The sequence below is a fragment of the Rhodococcus sp. Z13_19A genome, from assembly GCF_058133575.1.
This window is the reverse complement of the sequence record NZ_JBYUNN010000003.1, coordinates 291,817-310,675: the sequence shown is the minus strand read 5'-3', so window position 1 is coordinate 310,675 and position 18,859 is coordinate 291,817. Positions and strand designations below refer to the sequence as shown.

The window sequence follows — 18,859 nt, the reverse complement described above, 5'->3', positions numbered from 1 at the left end:
AATCCTCCGACTTGCCTGTCTGATCGGCCGTCGGCAGCGGGACCTGAGCCCGTGGACGTCTCTGCCCTCACCCCATCACACCGCCGACGTCCCCGCCCAGGCGTGCCGCGGCGCCGGGGTGACCTCATGTTGTTGGGGCAGCGGCCGATTGGGCTGCTGTCGCGGACGATGGAGGCAGGCAGCGTGGATGAGATGGACGAGATCGTCCAGGAGTTCCTGGTGGAGAGCGGGGAGAACCTCGACCAGCTCGACCGCGACCTCCTCGCCCTCGAGGTCGAGCCGACCTCGCGCGAGGCCCTGGCGAGCGCGTTCCGCACCATCCACACCATCAAGGGGACCAGCGGCTTCCTGGCCTTCAACCGGCTGGAGCAGCTCACCCACACCGGTGAGTCGCTGCTGTCGCGGCTGCGGGACGGTCAGCAGCGCATGAGCACCGCCACGGCGGACGTGCTGCTGGAGATGGTGGACACCGTTCGCGCCCTGCTGGCCACCATCGAGGCCGACGGCAGCGAGGGCGAGGTGGAGACCGAGGCCGTGTCCGCGCGGCTGCGGGCCCTGCTGGCCGACCCGACCAGCCCGCCGACAGTCCGGGAGGTGATCCCGGCACCCGCCGTGGTGGCCGCAGCTCCTGCCCCGGCCCCCGCTCCCCCACCCCCTGCTCTCCCTGCCGTGCCGGCGCCGGTCGGCGAGCTGGCTGCCCCGGCGCGCCGCTCGGCGGCGGAGGGATCGCTGCGGGTGGACGTGGAGGTGCTGGACACCCTGATGCAGCTGGCCGGCGAGCTGGTGCTGGCCCGCAACCAGCTGCTGCGCGGAGTCGGGGCGCTGCACGACCCCGCCCTCACCCGCACCGCCCAGCGGCTCAGCGCCATCACCACCGAGCTGCAGGAGAGCATCATGCAGACCCGGATGCAGCCCATCGACCACCTGTGGTCGAGGCTGCCCCGCGTGGTGCGCGACCTCGGCGCCCAGTGCGGTCGGCAGGTGCGGCTGCTGATGACCGGCCAGGACACCGAGCTCGACCGCGCGCTGCTCGAGGCCATCAAGGACCCGCTCACCCACCTGGTGCGCAACGCCGTCGACCACGGGATCGAGCCACCCGAGACCCGGGTGGCGGCCGGCAAGCCCGCGGAGGGCACCGTGCACCTGCGCGCCTACCACCACAGCGGCCAGGTGGTGGTGGAGGTCGCCGACGACGGCGCCGGCATCGATCCCGCCCGGGTGGCCCAGCGTGCCCTCGAGCGGGGACTGCGCAGCGCCGCGCAGCTCGCCGAGATGTCCGACGGCGACGTGCTGCACCTGGTCTTCCACCCCGGGTTCTCCACCGCCACCACGATCACCACCGTCTCCGGCCGCGGGGTCGGCATGGACGTGGTCAAGACCAACATCGAGTCCATCGGCGGCACCATCGAGCTCGAGTCGACGCCCGGCACCGGGACGGTGTGCCGGCTGCGCGTCCCGCTGACCCTGGCCATCGTGCCCGCGCTCACCGTGGCGTGCGCCACCGAGCGCTTCGCCATCCCCCAGAGCAGCCTGCTGGAGCTGGTGGCGGTGGAGGCCGCAGCCATCGAGGACGTGGCCGGCGCCCCGGTCTACCGCCTCCGTGGTGCGCTGCTCCCGCTGGTCGACCTCGCTCGCGAGCTCGGCCTGCGCCACGACCACGCCCGCGGCGCGCAGGTGGTCGTGGTGGTGCAGGCCGGCAGCCGCCGCTTCGGCCTGCTGGTCGACGGGGTGGTCAACACCGAGGAGATCGTGGTCAAGGCCCTGAGCCCGGTGCTGCGCGGCCTGGCGCCGGGCGGCCCGGCGACGGACGGCACCAGCCTCTACTCCGGGGCGACGATCCTCGGCGACGGCCGGGTCGCGCTGATCCTGGACGTGCAGAACCTCGCCCGCCGCGGGCTCCACCCCGACCTGGCCGAGCGCGCCCTCCGGGCCCCTGAGCGGACGGGCAGCGTGGCTGAGCGCGAGCCCCAGCGGCTGCTCGTCGCGACCGTGGGCGAGGGGCGCCAGGTGGCCATCGCCATGGCCGTGGTCACCCGGCTGGAGATGATCGCCGCCGCGCGCGTGGAGCAGGTGGGCACCGGCGAGCTGGTGCAGCACCGGGGCGCCATCCTCCCGCTGGTCCGGCTCAGCCGGTACCTGGACGTGCCGTGCGCACCGCACCGCACCGAGCTGCCGGTGGCGGTGTGCTCCCGGGGCGGGCGCAGCGTGGCCGTGGTGGTGGAGGAGATCCTGGACATCGCCGAGCACGACGGCTCCCCCTACCGCGGCACCGACGACCGCAGGTACCTGGGCACCGTGGTGGTGAAGGGCCAGATCGTGGGCGTGGTGGACGTGGAGCGCGCCATCCGCTCGGTGGACCCGGACTTCGGCGCCGCCGTCTCCGAGGCCGCTCTCCCTGGGCCCGCCATCCCCGAGGCCACTGCCCCCGAACCCACTGCCCCCGAGCTGGCCGGGGCATGAGCAGCACCCAGCTGGCCACCTTCTGGCTGGGCGAGAGCCTCTACGGGGTGGGCGTGGACCGCGTGCGGGAGGTGCTGCGCCACCAAGCCCTCACCCGGGTGCCCGGAGCGCCGGCAGCCATCGCGGGGCTGCTCAACCTGCGGGGGCAGGTGGTCACCGCCGTGGACCTGCGCACCCGGCTGCAGCTGTCCCCGCGTCCGGCCGAGCTGGCACCGATGCTGGTGGTGGTGCTGGTGGCTGGGGAGTGCGTGGCCCTGCTGGTGGACCGTGTCGGCGCGGTCGTCGAGGTGGACGAGAGCAGCTTCGAGCCGCTGCCGGACACCGTGCGGGGCGTGGGACGCGACCTGGTGCTCGGTGCCCACAAGCTCGACGACCACCTGGTGCTCAGCCTCGACGTGGCGGCCGCGGTCACCGGGTGACGGGCATTTCCGCGCCTTCGCTCATGCGGCCCCGCACGGGGTCGATCAACTCACTGACGCTGCTCCACCAGGTTTCCGAGAGGACTTCATGTCTACGCTGACGATGGGCGCGCCGATCGCGGCGGCTGCCGTGGGAGGTGGCCGGCGCACGCGCAACCCGCTGTACCGCTGGTTCGCCAACCGGTCGGTCACCGTCAAGCTGCTCATCGCGGTCGGCTTCATCACCGTGGTCGCGGTGATCTCCTGCGTCGTGGCCAGCACCGCGCTGCACGACGCGGGCAAGGACGTCACCGGTCTGGCGCAGGTGCAGCGGGACGTCGTCGCCCCGCTGAACGAGCTCTACGAGACGGAGCTGGCGGCGGAGCCGCTGGTGCCCTCGCTCGCCGCCGCACCCACGGGTGCGGCCAAGCAGGAGTGGCTCCGCAAGATCGCCGCCAGCGACGCGGCCGTGGACGGCACGATCGCCCGCCTCACCCCCGTGGTCAGCGCCTACCCCACCTGGGACGCCTACGTGAGCGCCTGGCAGCAGTACAAGAGCGTGCGCGACACCACGCTGCTGCCGGCCGCGCTGGCCGGTGACCTCGCCGGCTACCAGAGCGCGTTCACCGCGCAGGGCCAGCCGGCGCTGGACCAGCTCGTCGCCGCCCGCAAGCCGATGCAGGCCCTGGCCAACCAGTACTTCCTGGACTTCGCCGAGGACTCCCAGGACCGCACCGACCGCGCCATCGTGGTCTTCACCAGCGTGCTGAGCGTCGGCCTGCTGCTGGCGCTCTGGCTGAACTACCTCATCGCCGGGATGGTCCGGCGTCCGCTGCGCCGGGTGCAGCGAGCCCTGGAGGCGATGTCTCGCCGCGACCTCACCGTGGGCTCGAACGTGGAGGCCGACGACGAGATCGGCCGGATGGCCAAGGCCCTGGAGCAGGCACAGGTCAACTTCCGCGAGGTCATCGGCAGCGTGGTGGGCTCGGCCGACTCGGTGTCCACCTCCGCCGAGCGGCTCTCCGCCACCTCCAGCCAGATCGCCGCCGCAGCGGAGGAGACCGCCGTGCAGGCGGGCGTCGTCGCCGCGGCCTCCGAGCAGGTCTCGCGCAACGTGCAGACGGTCGCGGCCGGCTCGGAGGAGATGGAGGCCTCCATCCGCGAGATCGCCCAGAACGCCAACGAGGCCGCCCGGGTCGCGTCCCAGGCCGTCGCCGCCGCGGAGACCACCAACGCCACGGTGGCCAAGCTCGGGGTCTCCTCGCAGGAGATCGGCAACGTGGTCAAGGTGATCACCTCGATCGCGGCGCAGACCAACCTGCTGGCGCTGAACGCCACCATCGAGGCCGCCCGGGCCGGGGAGGCCGGCAAGGGGTTCGCGGTGGTGGCCAACGAGGTCAAGGAGCTGGCGCAGGAGACCTCCCGCGCGACCGAGGACATCGTGCGCCGGGTGGAGGCCATCCAGTCCGACACCGCCGGCGCCGTGCACGCCATCGGTGACATCGCCGCGATCATCGCCTCCATCAACGACTTCCAGCTGACCATCGCCTCAGCGGTGGAGCAGCAGAGCGCGACCACCAACGAGATGAGCCGCAACGTGACCGACGCGGCCGCCGGCACCGGCGAGATCGCCGCGAACATCACCGGGGTGGCCTCGGCCGCCTCGTCCACCACCGCCGCGGTCTCCCAGACACGCACCGACGTCGACGAGCTGGCCCGGATGGCAGCGGACCTCCGCAGCCAGGTCTCCTCGTTCGCCTACTAGGGCCGCCCCGGATGAGCACCCGTCAGCCCGGCGACACGCACCGGGACACGCCCACCACCAGGGCTGTCACCGTCCTGGTGGTGGACGACTCTGCGCTGGTGCGGCGGCTGGTGTCGCGGGTGCTGGAGGAGGCGGAGGGCATCAGCGTGGTGGGCACCGCCGCCAACGGGGAGCTGGCGCTGCGCAAGATCGCCGAGCTGCGCCCGGACCTGGTCACCCTGGACGTGGAGATGCCCGTGATGGATGGGCTCGCCACGCTGCGGGAGATCCGTCGCCGCCACCCCCGGCTGCCGGTGGTCATGGTGTCCACGCTGACCGGCCACGGCGCCGCGGCCACCGTGGAGGCCCTGGCGCAGGGCGCCAGCGACTACGTGTGCAAGCCCAGCAGCGGGGCCAGCCTGGCCGCGTCGCTGGCCGACGTGCGCGACCAGCTCGTGCCGCGGGTGCGGGCGCTGACCGCGCGGGCACTACCGGTGGGGACGGTTGACCGCCGGACCAGCAGCGCCGCTGCGGGTGGCCCGGGCACGCCGGCCCTGCTCCGGCCGGCCGCCGAGGTCGGCCCGGTGCCGCAGGTGCTGGCGGTGGGCAGCTCCACCGGCGGGCCCGAGGCCCTGACGCGCCTGTTCGGCGCGCTGACCGCGGCCCTCCCGGTCCCGGTGGTGGTGGTGCAGCACATGCCCCCGGTGTTCACCCAGATGCTCGCCGGCCGCCTCGACCGCCTGGGCCCGGCCACCGTGGTGGAGGCGCAGCACGGCCAGCTGCTGCAGCCCGGGGTGGTCTACCTGGCCCCGGGTGGGCGGCACCTGGAGGTGCAGCGGCGGGCAGGCGCGGTGCGCACCGTGCTGCACGACCGCGCCCCGGAGAGCTACTCCCGGCCGTCGGTGGACGTGCTGTTCGGCTCGGTGGCCGCGGCCTACCCCGGCTCAGCACTGGCCGTGGTGCTCACCGGCATGGGGCAGGACGGCCGCCGTGGCGCCCGGCTGCTGGTGGAGAGCGGCTCGCAGGTGGTGGCGCAGGACGCGGCGTCGTCGGTGGTGTGGGGCATGCCCCGGGCCGTGGTGGAGGCCGGCCTGGCGCGAGAGGTGCTGGGCCTGGACCAGATCGCCCCGTACCTGCTCGGCCGGCTGTCCCGCCCCGCGGCGCGACGGGTGCCCGCCGCGGCGACGGTCGGGACCAGCCGATGAGCATCGGAGCACCCGAGTTCCAGTTCGTCGCCGCGCTGCTGCTGCGCGAGGCGGCCATCGTGCTGCTGCCCGGCAAGGAGTACCTGGTGGAGGCCCGGCTCAGCCCGTTGGTGCGCGGCGAGGGCCTCACCGGGGTGTCCGAGCTGGTGCGTGCCGCCCAGCACCCCGACGCCCGGCAGCAGCGCTGGGCGATCGTGGAGGCGCTCACCACCAACGAGACGTCGTGGTTGCGCGACCCCGGCGTGTTCGCCGGGCTGCGCACCGAGCTGTTGCCGCGGCTGCTGCTGGAGCGGGAGCGCAGCTCGGTGCTGCGGCTGTGGTCGGCGGCGGCGTCCACCGGGCAGGAGGCCTACAGCCTGGCGATGGTGCTGGACGACATGCACCGCAGCGACGAGATGGCCCCGCAGCAGCGCTTCGAGGTGCTCGGCACCGACCTCTCGCACGCGGTGCTGACGCAGGCCCGGGCCGGTCGGTACTCGCAGCTGGAGATGAGCCGCGGGCTGCCGCCGACCTACCGCGACCGCTACTTCACCCAGGACGGACCCACCTGGCAGGTGCGCGACGTGCTGCGCCGGCAGGTGAGCTTCCGCCAGCGCAACCTGGTGGACGCCTTCACCACCCTGCCCACCTTCGACGTCATCTTCCTGCGCAACGTGCTCATCTACCTCGACCCGGCGCACAAGACGTCGATCCTGCGCCGGGCGACCCGGGTGCTCGCCCCCAACGGCTGGATCGTGCTGGGCACCGCGGAGAGCACCCGCGGCCTCACCGACGACCTCGAGCAGGAACGGTTCGCGGGCCTGTCCGCCTACCGGTCCCGCACCTCCGCTGCTGTGCACCTGACCAGGAAGGGATGACCGTGCGTGCCATCGTGATCGATGACTCCTCGGCGATGCGAATGATCCTGCGACGCATCGTGACCAAGTTCGGATTCGAGGTGAGCGAGGCGGTCGACGGCCGCGACGCCCTGGAGCGCCTCGCCGCGGCCGACCCCGTGCCCGACGTGGCCCTGGTGGACTGGAACATGCCCGAGATGAACGGCCTGGAGCTGATCCAGGCGTTGCGGGCGGACCCGCGCTACGCCGCGATGACCCTGCTCATGGTGACCACCGAGAGCGAGCAGAGCCAGGTGGTGCGGGCGCTGGCCGCCGGCGCCCACGAGTACCTGGTCAAGCCGTTCACCCCCGACGCCCTCGCCGAGAAGCTGCAGCTGCTCGGCCTGGTGCCGGCGCGGGCCTGAGGTGCGCGCTCCCCTGGCGGTCCCCGCCACCCCCGCGCGGCTGCCCACCCCCGTGCCGCTGCCCACGCCCGTGCCGCTGCCCACGCCCGTGCCGCTGCCCACGCCCGTGCAGCTGGGCGAGGTGCTGGCTCGGGTGTGGGCGGCTTACCTCGACGGCGAGCTCACCCTGCTCGACCCGCCGAGCGGTCCAGCCGCGAGGGCCCGGATGCTCGCTGCGGTGTCGATCAGCGGGGCCTGGGCGGGCCACGTGCAGGTCTCGATGAGCCCGGGGTGCGCCCACCGGCTGGCTGCCGGGCTGTGGGGCGGTGACCTCGTCGACCCGAGCACCACGGTGCTCGCCGACGCACTGGGCGAGGTCGCCAACATGGTGGGCGGTGCGGTGAAGAGCACGCTGGGCGCGGACCTGGTGCTGTCGCTGCCCCAGGTGGTGCTCGACGCCGCCACGCTGATCAGCGTGGACGCCGAGCCCCGCGTGCAGGTGGCGGCCCGCTGGCGCCGCCAGGACCCCGGCCGACCCACCGACGAGGTCATCGAGGTGTCGCTGTGGCAGCGCCGCAGCACCCCCCGGGTGCGGGGAGGCCAGACATGAGGGTGCTGGTGGCCGACGACTCCACCGTGATGCGGCGCATCGTGGTCCGCACCCTGCGCCAGGCGGGCATCGAGTGCACCGAGGTCCTGGAGGCCGCCAACGGGGCTGAGGCCTACGAGGTGGCCCTCGCCGAGGAGCCCGACCTGGTGCTGTCGGACTGGAACATGCCCGGGATGAGCGGGCTGGACGCGCTGCGGGCGCTGCGGGCGGCCGGCTCGCGGGTGCGCTTCGGGTTCGTCACCTCAGAGTCCTCCGACGAGATGCGTGCCGCCGCCACCGCCGCCGGCGCCGCCTTCCTCATCGTCAAGCCGTTCACGCCGGAGAACTTCCGCGACGCGTTGGAGCCCGCCTGATGACCACCCTGCCCCCGGTGAAGCGCGTCAAGGACATCCTGGACGGACTGCTCGGCCGCGACGTCACCACCCGGCCCGGCACCCCGCTGGACGGGGTCGGCGCCATCGGCGGCGTGCTGGCCACCTACGTCAACGACACCGACGAGGTGTGCGCGGTGGCCGGCTGGGACCTGCCCGCCGCCGCCGGCGTGGGAGCCGCGCTCGGCCTGTACCCGGCAGGCACCGTCCGCGAGGCGGTGCACCAGCAGCACCTGCCCCAGGACCTGTTCGACGCCCTCAGCGAGGTGAGCAACGTGCTCGCCTCGGCGTTCCAGCTGCCGGGCAACCCACACCTGCGGCTGGAGCGCACCTACCGGCCGGTGGCCGCGGCACCGCCCCTGGCGACGTCGCTGCTCTACTCCGGCCTGCAACGGCTCGACCTGGACCTCGACGTGCCCGGCTACGGCCCCGGCCGGCTGTCGGTGGCTGCCGCTGCGTAGCCACCGACCTGTTCCCCAGCACCACCCGCTCTGGCTCACCCCTTGGCCCACACGGCCGGCACGACCGAATGGACACACCATGCACCTCACCCTCGCACCGTCGGGCCCGGGCGACGTCAAGCGCGACCTGGAGGTGCTCGTCACGGACCTGGCCGGCCAGCTGCTGGCGGTGACGTCGATGACCGCGCCCCAGGCCTGCACGGCGGTGCTGCGCGAGCTGGTGGAGCACTTCGACGTGGACGCCTGCTACCTGCGGCGCAACGACACGGTGCTGGACGCGTCGGTGCTGGTGGCCGAGTGGCCACCGCGCGCCGCCCGGGCGGGCCCGGACCCGATGCAGGTGGTGCCCTTCTGCGACGGCGACACCGTGCTGGGGATCCGGGCGCACCCGCGGGAGGTGGTGTTCGCGCCGGTGCGGGCGGAGACCTACCGGGTGCTCGGGCAGGCGGTCTCGAACAACGGCCACACCACGGTGGCGGTGCCGCTGCGCACCGGCAGCGCCACCGTGGGGGTGCTCGGCGTGGTGGTCCGCGGCGAGCGGAGCTGGAGCCCCCGGGAGATTCACGCGCTGCAGGCGGTGGCGGCGTTCCTCACCCACCTGCACGCCCGGGTGAGTGCCGAGGAGCAGCTGCGCTTCCTGGCCGACCACGACGAGCTCACCGGCTTGCCGGCCCAGCACGTCCTGCTGACCGAGCTGCGCCGCCGCCTCGCCGCGCCCGAGCAGCACCCCGTCGGGCTGGTGCACGTGGCGGTGGACCGGCTGAAGGTGGTCAACCACTCCCTCGGCCACGCCGCGGGGGACGAGTTCCTCCGGGTGGTGGCCCGGCGGCTGACCGAGGCCTTCGCCGGCGACCTGGTGGTGCGGCTGGGCGGCGACGAGTTCGTCCTGCTGCTGGGCGAGCCGGCCCGGCTCGGCGAGGCGGAGCAGGCCGCGGTGCGGGCCCAGCGGTCGATCGCGGCACCGGTGGCGCTGAAGATGGAGAACGTGGGCCGGACGGCGAGCATCGGGGTGGCCGTCGCGGTGCCCGGCCGCTGCGGCGCCACCGAGCTGCTGAACCGCGTCGCCCAGGCGTCCACGACGTCGAAGGAGCGGGGCGGCAACACCATCACCTGCTACACCGAGCAGATGCACACCGAGGACGCGGTGCGCACCGACATCGAGATGCGGCTGCGCACGGCCGTGCAGGGGCACGGCCTGCTGCTGCACTACCAGCCGGAGATCGACCTGCGCACCCGCGAGGTGGTGGGGGTGGAGGCGCTGGTGCGCTGGCAGCACCCGGTGCGCGGTCTGCTGCAGCCGGACTCGTTCATCGGCATCGCCGAGTCCACCAACCTCGCCGGCGAGCTGGGGCGCTGGGTGCTGCAGGAGGCCTGCCGCCAGCTGGCCGCCTGGCGCCGCGCACGGCCGGGACTGGCGCTGCAGCTGCGGGTGAACGTCTCCCCCGTCCAGCTGATCACCGCCGACTTCGTGGAGACCGTGGCCGCGGTGCTCGACGAGCACGACCTGGCCGGGCCGCTGCTGTGCCTGGAGATCACCGAGCACGCCGTGATCCACGACCTGGCGACCGTGCTGCAGACGCTGCGCGGGCTCAAGCGGCTGGGCGTGCAGGTGGCCATCGACGACTTCGGAACCGGGCGCAGCTCGCTGGACCAGCTCAAGCAGCTGCCGGTGGACACCCTCAAGATCGACCGCGGCTTCGTGCACAACGTGGACGCCGACCCCAACGACCTGGCCATCGTGAAGTCCATCATCGGGCTGGCCCAGGCGTTCGGGCTGGACGTCGTGGCGGAGGGGGTGGAGAACGAGCCGGCGGCGGAGGTGCTGCGAGCACTGGGGTGCCCCACCGCCCAGGGCTACCTGTTCAGCCGGCCGGTGCCACCGGAGGAGCTGGAGCGGCTGCTCGACACCACCTTCGCTGCCGGGCTGGGCGCTGCCGGGCGGGAAGCCTGCTGAGGCTGCGGCACCACCGGCTGCGGCGGCGTACGGGCGGGCAGCTGCACCAGCAGGTCTCCGGGCCGGGCCACCGTCGGTTGGTGGGTCACGCACACCACGGTCCGCCCGCGCAGGGCCAGGCGCAGGTCCTGCACCAGCGCCGCGGCGGTGGGTGGGTCCAGGTGCGCGGTGGGCTCGTCCAGCAGCACCACCTCCCGGTCGGCCAGCAGCGCCCGGGCCACCGCCAGCCGGCGCCGCTCCCCGCCGGAGAGCGCGGTGCCGCCCGAGCCCACCGGGGTGTCCAGGCCCGCGGGCAGGGAGTCGACCAGGCGGTCCAGCCCCACCTGGGTGAGCGCGGCGCGCATGGCCGGCTCGCGCAGCTGCCCGCGCGGGGCCGCCAGCGCCAGGTTGGCCCGCACCGAGGCGGCGAAGACGTGCGCGTCCTGCGGGCACCAGGCGATGGCTGAGCGGACGTCGGCGCTGTGCACGGCGGCGGTGTCCACCTGCTCCAGCTGGTAGCTCCCGGCCCGCGGGCGCAGCGCCGCCATGAGCACGCTGAGCAGGGTGGACTTGCCTGAGCCCGACGGCCCGGCCACCACCACCCAGCCGTCGCCGGCCGACGCCGACAGGCTCAGCCCGCGCAGCACGTCCGGCCCACCCGGCCACCCCGCCCACAGGTCGGCGGTGCGCAGCGACTCCACCGGCCGCGGCAGCGCCACCGGCGCGGGGGGCTCGGCCGCCACCGGCTCGGCCAGCACTGCCGACACCCGCGTGCGGGCGTCCTGCCACGCCCGCCGCTGGCGCAGCGCCGCACCGAGGTTCACCAGTGGATCGAGCAGCCCCAGCGGCGCCAGGGCCAGCACCGCCAGCGCGGGCACCGAGATCGCTCCCGTGGCCACCGCCGAGCGACCCAACCCCAGGGCGAGCACGGCGGCCCCGCCGCTGGCCAGCACCGCCACCGCGGTGCTCGCCGCCCGTGCCAGCGCCGCCCGCCGCGCGGCCACACCCTGGTGGCGACCACCGCGGTCGAGCTCGGCCACCGTCGCCGCCACCAACCCGTGCGCCCGCAGGTCGGCCGCGCCCTCCAGCGCGGTGGCCGTCTCCTGCAGGGTGACGGTGCGCAGCTCGTCAGCGCGGCGGGCCGGGCCCCGGTCGGCCACCCGGTGCACCGCCACCACCAGCGCCACCGCGGCGGCCAGCACCACCGCCGCCGCCAGGCCCGCCGCCGGGTCCAGCACCGCCAGCACCCCCGCGGTGCCGGTGAGCACCAGGCCGGCCACCCACGGTGGGGTCAGCACCCGCACCGACAGCTCCTGCAGCAGGTCGACGTCGCCCACGACGCGGGCCAGCGCGCGTCCCGGGGTGCGGTCGGCGGCCGGGCCCTGCGCCACCAGCGCCCGCCAGAGCTGCACCCTGGTGCGGGCGGCCAGGCGAAGCGCGGCGTCGTGGGCGGCCAGCCGCTCGGCCCAGCGCAGGACAGCCCGCACGAGGGCGAAGAAGCGCACCCCGACGATCGCCACCAGCAGCACGAACACCGGGGGCTGCTCGGCGGCGCGCACGATGAGCCAGCCCGACACCGCGGTGAGCGTGCTCGCGGCTGCCGCCGAGCCCACGCCCGCGGCCACCGCCCGCACCAGCGCCCGGCGCGGCCACCGGGTCTGCCCGGTGAAGGTGGCACTGGTCGCCGCCACCGCTGCCTGCGGCTCCTGGTGGGCGGGCGGGGTGGCGCTGGGCCGGGGGCCGAGACTGCCGGCCGGCGCGGCGGGGACCCGGACCGCGGCGGGGAGGCCGGGCAGGTCCACGACGTGGTCGGCAAGCGCGGCCAGCGTGGGCTCGTGGGTCACCAGCACCGTCCGCACCTGGTGCCGCACCCGGGCCAGCGCCTGCTGCACCACGGCGGTGGCGGCCGGGTCCAGCGACGCGGTGGGTTCGTCGAGCAGCAGCACCGACGCCCCGCGGTGCACCCGCACCAGGGCTCGGGCCAGCGCCACCCTGGCCAGCTCACCGGGCGAGAGGGTGCGGCAGCGCCGCTGCGCCAGGTCAGGGGCCCCGACCTCGGCCAGCAGCGCCGGCACGTCCTGCTCGTGGGCGCCGTGGCGGACCAGCTCGGCGGCCACGGTCGGTGCGGTGGTCCGCGGGAACTGCGGCACCACCGCCACCTCGCCGGGCACCGTCACCGATCCGGTCACCCGGGCACGGGGGCCGTCGCGGAGCGTGCCGGCCAGCACCGCGAGCACGGTGGACTTGCCCGCCCCGCTCGGTCCACGCAGCGCCAGCACCTCCCCCGGTGCCACCGTGAGACTCAGCCCGTCCACCGCCGGTGCCGCGCGCCCGTGTCGCTGCACCCGCAGGTCCCGCACGGCCAGGTCGGGGCCGGGCTGCACCACCGGCCGCGCCCGCTCGCCGGTGAGCACCTCCTCGGCCGCGGCCACGGCTGCCGCGGCGTCCTCGCTGGCGTGGTGCGCAGACCCCAGTGCGCGCAGCGGCGCGAACGCCTCGGGGGCCAGCAGCAGGGCGAACAGCCCGGCCTGCAGCGGCATCTCCCCGTGCACCAGGCGCAGGCCGATGGACACCGCCACCAGCGCCATGGACAGCGTGGCGATCACCTCGAGCACCAGGGCGGACAGGAACGCCACCCGCAGCGTGGCCATCGTCCGGACGCGGTGCGCCTGCCCCAGCCTGCTCAGCGCGGCCAGCTGGTCGGCGGCGCGGCCCAGGCCCACCAGCACCGGCAGCCCCCGCACCAGCTCGGCCACGTGCTCGGCGATGCGGTCCAGCGCCAGCGCGGCCGCCGTGGTGCGCTCGCGCGTGTGCCACCCCACCAGCACCATGAACAGCGGCACCAGCGGCAGCGTGCACGCCACGATCACCCCGGACAGCCAGTCGGTGGCCAGCAGCGCCACCAGCACCACCGGGGGCACCACCACCGTCTGGGCCAGGGCGGGCAGCACCGTGACCAGGGCCGGCGCCAGCTCGTGCAGCCGGGTGCCCGCGAGCAGCGCCGCCGGCCCGGTGCCGCCGGCCGCCTGCACCGCCTCGCCCTCCCCGGCCAGCAGCCGGTCCAGCACCCGTCGGCGCAGGGTGTCCTCGCCCCGGCGGGCGTCGCGCTCCACCGCCACGTCGCCGAGGAACCCGCTGATCGCGCGCACCCCCACGCCGGCCGCGGCAACCGCGAGCATCGCCGCGGGACCGTCGCCGCCGGCCTGGCTGCCGCGGGCCACGTCGGCCAGCGCGGCAGCCAGGCCGGCGGCGAGCAGCACCATGCCCACCACCTGCCCCAGGGCGGCCAGGCCGGCCCGCAGCAGCGCCGCCCGCACACCGGGGACACCGGCCAGCGGTGCCAGCGGTCCCCTGGCGGGGACGCTCACGCGGGAACCGAGTGCGGGCCCTGGTCGTCCGCGGTCAGCCGACGGCGGAACACCCAGTAGCTCCACGCCTCGTACACCAGCACGAACGGCAGCACGAAGGCCGCGACCCAGGTGATGAACACCAGCGTGTAGTGGCTCACCGAGGTGTCGTAGATGGTGAGGTCAAACGCCTCGGTGAGGGTGGAGGGCACCACCACCGGGTACTGCGCGCCAAAGATCGTGCCCACGCACAGCAGCATGAACAGCGACCACACGGTGAAGGCCCAGCCCTCCCGGTCGGCCCGCACCAGCCACCAGGCGAGCACTGCGGCCAGCACCGCCACCACGGCGGCGGTGGCGGTGGCGGCGTTGCCGAACCGCGCCTGTGCCAGCCCCACCCACACCAGCAGCGGCAGCGCGCCCACCGGCAGCCACGTCTTGGTCAGCCGCCAGGCCCGCGCCCGCACCGGCCCATCGGTCTTCAGCGCCAGGAAGATGGCGCCGTGCACCACGGAGAAGGCGAGCACGGCCACTGCACCCAGCAGTGCCGTCCAGCCCAGCCCGGAGAACGCCCCGCCGGTGCGGGTGCCGTCCTCGGCGATGGGCAGGCCCAGCGTGGTCACCGCCAGCGCCGCGCCGATGCCCAGGCAGGCGACGGTGGAGGACACGGTGACGGTGCGCGTCCACCCCTGGTTCCAGGCCTCGGTGTCGTGGGAGTGACGCCACTCGAAGCCCACGGCGCGTGCGATCAGGGCCAGCAGCACCACCACGAACGGCAGGTACATCGCCGGCAGCCAGCTGGCGTACCAGCCGGGAAACGCGGCGAAGATCGCCCCGGCCGCCGTGATCAGCCACACCTCGTTGCCGTCCCACACCGGGCCGATGGTGCGCAGCATCAGCGTGCGCTCGGCGTCCCCGCGGGCGAGCACGGGCACCAGCATGGCCACCCCGAAGTCGAAGCCCTCCAGCAGCAGGAACCCCATCCACAGCACCACGATGGCGATGAACCACACCGTCTCCAGGTCCACGATGGCTCTCCTGCCGGGTCAGGGGTGCTGCTCAGCCGCACCAGGTCAGTAGGCGTCCGGGGTCAGTAGGCGTCCGGGGTCAGTAGGCGTCCGGGGTCAGTAGGCGTCCGGGGTCAGTAGGCGAACGACAGGACCCCGTCCTCCTCGCGGGCGTCGTCGCGGCGCCGCCCGTCGGGGCCCTGCGGGCGGTCCGGCCCCTGCGGCCCACCGCCGTCGCTGGACGGTGGCTCGCTGGAGGAGGTGCCGCCGGCATCGGTGGGCACCCCCTTGCGGACGAACTTCACGACGAGCCAGAGCTCGACCACCGCGAGCGCCCCGTAGAGCAGGGTGAGGGAGATCAGCGAGGTCAGCACCTCGGCGCCGCCGACCCCGGGCGAGACAGCCTGGGCGGTGAAGAACCACACCCGCTGGTCCAGCGGCACGTCTGGGTTGGGCGCCACCACGAACGGCTGGCGGCCCATCTCGGTGAAGACCCAGCCGGCGGAGTTGGCCACGAACGGCGCGAAGATCGTGGCCACCGCCAACCACGTTCCCCCGCTGCTCACCAACCGGTTGTCGGGCAGGCGACCCTTCCTGGTCACCCACAGCGCGAGCGCGGAGACGATCGCGGAGACGAAGCCGAGCCCGATCATCAGGCGGAAGCCCCAGTAGGTCACCGCCAGCAGCGGCTGGTAGTCGATCGGCTGACCCGCCCGCTCGCCCAGCACGGCCGGATCGTCGGGATAGCTGGTGCCGTAGGCAGCCTGGTACTCCTGCTTGAGCTGGTTCACCCCGGGCACCGGGTCGCTGAAGTTGCCGTGCGCCAGCAGGCTGAGCACTCCGGGAATGGTCACCGAGTGCACGTCGTCGCACTGGTTGCTGTTGGCCTTGCCCACCGCGAACACGGAGAACGCCGCCGGCTGCTCGGTGTTGCACAGCGCCTCCGCCGAGGACATCTTCATCGGCTGCTGCTGGTACATCAGCTTGCCCTGCCAGTCGCCGGTGAGCGTGACCAGCACGAACGCCACCACCGACACCCAGCCGCCCAGGCGCAGCGACTTCATCCACACGCCGTGCTCGACGTCGTTGGTGGGCAGCTTCTCCTTGCGCCGGCGGTTCAGGTGGTACCAGGCCACCCCGACGAGCAGCGCCCCGGCCACCGCGAGCGCGCCGGAGATGACGTGGCTGAAGGCGGCCAGCAGGGTGTTGTTGGTCAGCACCGCCCACACGTCGTTGAGCACCGGGGTGCCGTCGGCGTCACGGGTGACGCCCACCGGGTGCTGCATCCAGGAGTTGGCGCCCAGGATGAAGTACGCCGAGGCGATCGAGCCACCCACCGCCAGCCAGATGGACGCCAGGTGCACCTTCTTGGGGATGCGCCCCCAGCCGAAGATCCACACGCCGAGGAACACCGACTCCAGGAAGAACGCCACCAGCGCCTCCAGCGCCAGCAGCGACCCGAACATGTCGCCCACGAACTTGCTGTACTCGCTCCACGCCAGGCCGAACTGGAACTCCTGCACCAGCCCGGTGGCCACGCCGAGGGCGAAGTTGATCAGGTAGATGCGGCCCCAGAACCGGGTCATCCGCAGCCAGGTCGCGCTGCCGGTGCGCACCCAGAGGGTGTTCATGGCGACCACCAGGATGCCGAGCCCGAGGGTCAGCGGAACCATGATGAAGTGGTAGACGGTGGTGATGCCGAACTGCCACCGGGCGATGTCGAGAACGTCCACAGCCGGACCTCCACCCGGTCGGTGATTGCGTCTCGTTCCAGTTCTACGCCCCGAACGGCGGGGTTACGACACTCCGAGCAGGCACACCAGCACGCGCGGTCAGGGCGGCTCCACCGTGGGCGCGTGGGGCAGCCGCCACCCCAGCACCACCACCGCGACCCCCACGATCCCGAAAACCACTTCCAGCGGCTGGAACCCGAGCCACGCGAGCACGAAGACCTCAAAGATCACCAGTGCGACGCCAGCAGCGATGGACAGCTCGCGAGCCCAGCGTCCCCCGATCCACTGCCAGGTCCCGATGGCGAGGAACCCGACTCCCACCAGCACCGCCAGCAGCATCCCCGGAAGGCGCCAGCTGGTGAAGGGGCTGCCGGCCAGGTCAGGCAGTCCGGCCCCGAGCATCGACCCGTCCGCCCGGGCGACCAGAGCCAGCCCACCGATCACCCCCAGCAGCCCGGTGAACCACTCCAGGCACACCAGCAACCGGCCCGCGAGGCTCGGGCGGCGTCCTGCCAGGTCCTGCTGCGATCCCTCCGCGACTGGTCCCACGAGGCGATCATGCCGCACCGAGCGGCGCGGGTCCTGTTGGCCGGACGCGGCCGGTGCAGCGCCGTTTCGAATCCCCTTTCCGCAGCCCGACTGACACGCCGAATACGCAGTGGGCCAAGCGATTCCCGTTTTCCTGGTGGTGTGCCATGATTTCGCCCTGAGCTCACTGCCTGCAGTGGACACAGCACGCACTGCATTGGTCATCGGCACCCGACCGTGCGCCGTCTCCCGGCGACCTTCCCCCCGCGACCTTTCCCCGCGACCCTTGCCCCACAGAACGGTGACCGATGCCCCTTTCCCTCCGCCGGCTCTCCGCCGCCGCGAGTCTCACCTGCTGCCTGATCCTGGCCCCGACCACGGTGGCGCTGCACCCGGCCCTGGCGGCCACCCCGGTGCCGGCGGCTGCTCCGGCCCCGCCGGACGGGCTGACCTGGCACACCGACGGGCCCGACGTCGCCGAGGACCCCGTCGCTGCCTCGCAGGGCTCCGGGCCGGAGCTGGCGGTCTCCGGCTCCACCGCCTACCGGCTCAACCTCAACCCGGACGGCACGGTGGTGCGCTGGGACGCCTGCCGCCCCATCCACTACCGGCTGAACCTGGCGGCCCAGCCGGACGCACTGGGCGACGTGCAGACGGCACTCCAGGAGATCACCGCGGCCAGCGGCCTGACCTTCGTCCACGACGGCCCCAGCACCGAGATCCCGCAGGCGCACGGCGCGCAGGCCGAGTCGCCGCTGCTCATCGCGATGGCCACCGCGGAGGGCCCGTTCGCCTCCGAGCTGCTGGCCGAGGCCTCCCCGCACACCCTGGGCATCGCCGGGTGGGGTGCCGCTCGCACCGGCGCGGACGAGGACGCCCAGCACTGGCAGATCACCTCCGCGTACGTGGTGATCAACGCAGCCAGCGAGCTGCGCCCCGGCTCAGGCGCGGGCCTGTCCGCCTCCCGGGTGCGGGTGCTCATGCACGAGGTGGCCCACGCGGTGGGACTCAGCCACGTCAGCGACCGCCACCAGGTGATGTACCCGGTGACCGCCGGACAGGCCGCGGTGTGGGGGCCCGGCGACCTGGCTGGGCTGGCCCGGGTGGGCACGTCCGCCGGCTGCATCGGCCAGCAGCCCCCCGCCGCCACCGTCCCCGTCGATCCGTGGCAGCTGTTCTGGGACTGGCTGCTCAGCCTGCTGCGGGCCTGGCTGGGAATCTAGCTCCGCTCCAGGCCGAAGGCGCGCAGCATCGCGGTGGTGAAGGCGGGGAGGTCGGCCGAGCCCCGGCTGGTGACCAGCACCCAGCCGTCGGCCGGGCACACCTGCACCTCGCCGTCCACCCACTGCGCGCCGGCGTTGACCAGGTCCGTGGCAATGCTGGGCGTGGAGGTCATGGTCTTGCCCCCCGCCACGTGCGCCTCCACCAGCAGCCACGGCGCGTGTCCGACCGCCGCGACGGGCCTGCCCTCGCCGACCCAGTCCCGGACCAGCTCCACGGCGGAGGACTGCAGCCGCAGAGCATCGGCGCCGACCAGCCCACCGGGCAGCACCAGCCCGTCGTAGTCCCCCAGCACGGCCTGCTCGACGCTGACGTCCACCTCCAGCTCCAGCCCGCGCTCGAGGTCGTCCAGGGCGCGCACGCCGGCTCCGGGCTCCAGCGTGGACAGCAGCCTCGGCACCCCGCCGGCGTCGAGCACCGCCTGGGTGCAGGCGAGCACGTCCTCCTGCTCCGCACCTTCCGGTGCCACCAGGAAAGCGATTGTTCGCGGCATGTTCGGTGCTCCCTTCCGCCGAGTCGCGGAACCGCACACAGCTGACTGCCTTGTCGTCGGAAGGGCCGA

General features: G+C 74.0%; 16 protein-coding genes. 11 read left to right on the top strand and 5 right to left on the bottom strand.

Annotated elements, in window-relative coordinates; all coding sequences use genetic code 11:
• Positions 1-192 precede the first annotated feature (192 nt).
• The 10 genes from AC3YNX_RS12545 (at position 193) to AC3YNX_RS12500 (ending at position 10,422) form a co-directional block, all read left to right on the top strand.
• Complete coding sequence (locus tag AC3YNX_RS12545) at positions 193-2,460, top strand: chemotaxis protein CheW (protein ID WP_489995661.1); 2,268 nt, start codon at positions 193-195, stop codon at positions 2,458-2,460.
• A complete protein-coding gene (locus AC3YNX_RS12540; RefSeq protein WP_127783046.1) occupies positions 2,457-2,879 on the top strand; it encodes a chemotaxis protein CheW in 423 nt (140 codons plus the stop codon). Before AC3YNX_RS12545 ends, AC3YNX_RS12540 begins: the two co-directional genes overlap by 4 nt.
• Positions 2,880-2,967: 88 nt before the next feature.
• On the top strand, positions 2,968-4,623 hold the full coding sequence (locus AC3YNX_RS12535; protein WP_489995660.1) for a methyl-accepting chemotaxis protein: 1,656 nt from the start codon (positions 2,968-2,970) through the stop codon (positions 4,621-4,623).
• Between the two features lie 11 nt (positions 4,624-4,634).
• Positions 4,635-5,807, top strand: coding sequence for a protein-glutamate methylesterase/protein-glutamine glutaminase (locus tag AC3YNX_RS12530; RefSeq protein WP_489995659.1), 1,173 nt, complete (start codon positions 4,635-4,637; stop codon positions 5,805-5,807).
• Positions 5,804-6,664: a CheR family methyltransferase gene (locus AC3YNX_RS12525; RefSeq protein ID WP_489983105.1), complete on the top strand. Its 861-nt coding sequence runs from the start codon at positions 5,804-5,806 to the stop codon at positions 6,662-6,664. Before AC3YNX_RS12530 ends, AC3YNX_RS12525 begins: the two co-directional genes overlap by 4 nt.
• A complete protein-coding gene (locus AC3YNX_RS12520) occupies positions 6,661-7,047 on the top strand; it encodes a response regulator (RefSeq protein WP_127783050.1) in 387 nt (128 codons plus the stop codon). Before AC3YNX_RS12525 ends, AC3YNX_RS12520 begins: the two co-directional genes overlap by 4 nt.
• 1 nt (position 7,048) lies before the next feature.
• Positions 7,049-7,636: a chemotaxis protein CheX gene (locus AC3YNX_RS12515; RefSeq protein WP_489995658.1), complete on the top strand. Its 588-nt coding sequence runs from the start codon at positions 7,049-7,051 to the stop codon at positions 7,634-7,636.
• Positions 7,633-7,989 carry a response regulator gene (locus AC3YNX_RS12510; protein ID WP_127783052.1) on the top strand — a complete coding sequence of 119 codons (357 nt, stop codon included), beginning with the start codon at positions 7,633-7,635 and terminating at the stop codon, positions 7,987-7,989. Before AC3YNX_RS12515 ends, AC3YNX_RS12510 begins: the two co-directional genes overlap by 4 nt.
• Positions 7,989-8,468, top strand: coding sequence for a hypothetical protein (locus AC3YNX_RS12505; protein ID WP_127783053.1), 480 nt, complete (start codon positions 7,989-7,991; stop codon positions 8,466-8,468). Before AC3YNX_RS12510 ends, AC3YNX_RS12505 begins: the two co-directional genes overlap by 1 nt.
• A 79-nt stretch (positions 8,469-8,547) precedes the next feature.
• Entirely contained in the window at positions 8,548-10,422 is a 1,875-nt protein-coding gene (locus AC3YNX_RS12500) for a putative bifunctional diguanylate cyclase/phosphodiesterase (protein WP_489995657.1), read from the top strand.
• Here AC3YNX_RS12500 and cydC read toward each other — a convergent pair.
• The 4 genes from cydC to AC3YNX_RS12480 form a co-directional block, all read right to left on the bottom strand.
• On the bottom strand, positions 10,323-13,769 hold the full coding sequence (gene cydC / locus AC3YNX_RS12495; RefSeq protein WP_489995656.1) for a thiol reductant ABC exporter subunit CydC: 3,447 nt from the start codon (positions 13,767-13,769) through the stop codon (positions 10,323-10,325). The genes AC3YNX_RS12500 and cydC overlap by 100 nt on opposite strands.
• Complete coding sequence (cydB, locus tag AC3YNX_RS12490; protein WP_127783056.1) at positions 13,766-14,776, bottom strand: cytochrome d ubiquinol oxidase subunit II; 1,011 nt, start codon at positions 14,774-14,776, stop codon at positions 13,766-13,768. The genes cydC and cydB overlap by 4 nt, the downstream gene beginning before the upstream one ends.
• 113 nt (positions 14,777-14,889) lie before the next feature.
• Complete coding sequence (locus AC3YNX_RS12485) at positions 14,890-16,488, bottom strand: cytochrome ubiquinol oxidase subunit I (RefSeq protein WP_489983099.1); 1,599 nt, start codon at positions 16,486-16,488, stop codon at positions 14,890-14,892.
• A 99-nt stretch (positions 16,489-16,587) separates the two neighbouring features.
• The gene (locus AC3YNX_RS12480; RefSeq protein ID WP_127783058.1) at positions 16,588-17,037 is read right to left on the bottom strand and encodes a hypothetical protein; all 450 of its coding nucleotides are present in this window, start codon (positions 17,035-17,037) and stop codon (positions 16,588-16,590) included.
• 287 nt (positions 17,038-17,324) lie between these two features.
• Here AC3YNX_RS12480 and AC3YNX_RS12475 point away from each other — a divergent pair, with 287 nt between their 5' ends.
• Complete coding sequence (locus AC3YNX_RS12475; RefSeq protein WP_489995655.1) at positions 17,325-18,239, top strand: matrixin family metalloprotease; 915 nt, start codon at positions 17,325-17,327, stop codon at positions 18,237-18,239.
• On the opposite strand, the gene AC3YNX_RS12470 is transcribed toward AC3YNX_RS12475, so the two are convergent.
• Positions 18,236-18,790, bottom strand: a complete 555-nt coding sequence (locus AC3YNX_RS12470) for a DJ-1/PfpI family protein (protein WP_127783060.1) — start codon at positions 18,788-18,790, stop codon at positions 18,236-18,238. The genes AC3YNX_RS12475 and AC3YNX_RS12470 overlap by 4 nt on opposite strands.
• Between the last annotated feature and the right edge of the window lie 69 nt (positions 18,791-18,859).

Coding starts and splice junctions, on each gene's coding strand:
- AC3YNX_RS12545 (WP_489995661.1), top strand. CDS start 193: ATGGACGAGATCGTCCAGGAGTTCCTGGTGGAGAGCGGGGAGAACCTC.
- AC3YNX_RS12525 (WP_489983105.1), top strand. CDS start 5,804: ATGAGCATCGGAGCACCCGAGTTCCAGTTCGTCGCCGCGCTGCTGCTG.
- AC3YNX_RS12470 (WP_127783060.1), bottom strand. CDS start 18,790: ATGCCGCGAACAATCGCTTTCCTGGTGGCACCGGAAGGTGCGGAGCAG.
- AC3YNX_RS12500 (WP_489995657.1), top strand. CDS start 8,548: ATGCACCTCACCCTCGCACCGTCGGGCCCGGGCGACGTCAAGCGCGAC.
- AC3YNX_RS12530 (WP_489995659.1), top strand. CDS start 4,635: ATGAGCACCCGTCAGCCCGGCGACACGCACCGGGACACGCCCACCACC.
- AC3YNX_RS12510 (WP_127783052.1), top strand. CDS start 7,633: ATGAGGGTGCTGGTGGCCGACGACTCCACCGTGATGCGGCGCATCGTG.
- AC3YNX_RS12505 (WP_127783053.1), top strand. CDS start 7,989: ATGACCACCCTGCCCCCGGTGAAGCGCGTCAAGGACATCCTGGACGGA.
- AC3YNX_RS12540 (WP_127783046.1), top strand. CDS start 2,457: ATGAGCAGCACCCAGCTGGCCACCTTCTGGCTGGGCGAGAGCCTCTAC.
- AC3YNX_RS12520 (WP_127783050.1), top strand. CDS start 6,661: ATGACCGTGCGTGCCATCGTGATCGATGACTCCTCGGCGATGCGAATG.
- AC3YNX_RS12475 (WP_489995655.1), top strand. CDS start 17,325: ATGCCCCTTTCCCTCCGCCGGCTCTCCGCCGCCGCGAGTCTCACCTGC.
- AC3YNX_RS12535 (WP_489995660.1), top strand. CDS start 2,968: ATGTCTACGCTGACGATGGGCGCGCCGATCGCGGCGGCTGCCGTGGGA.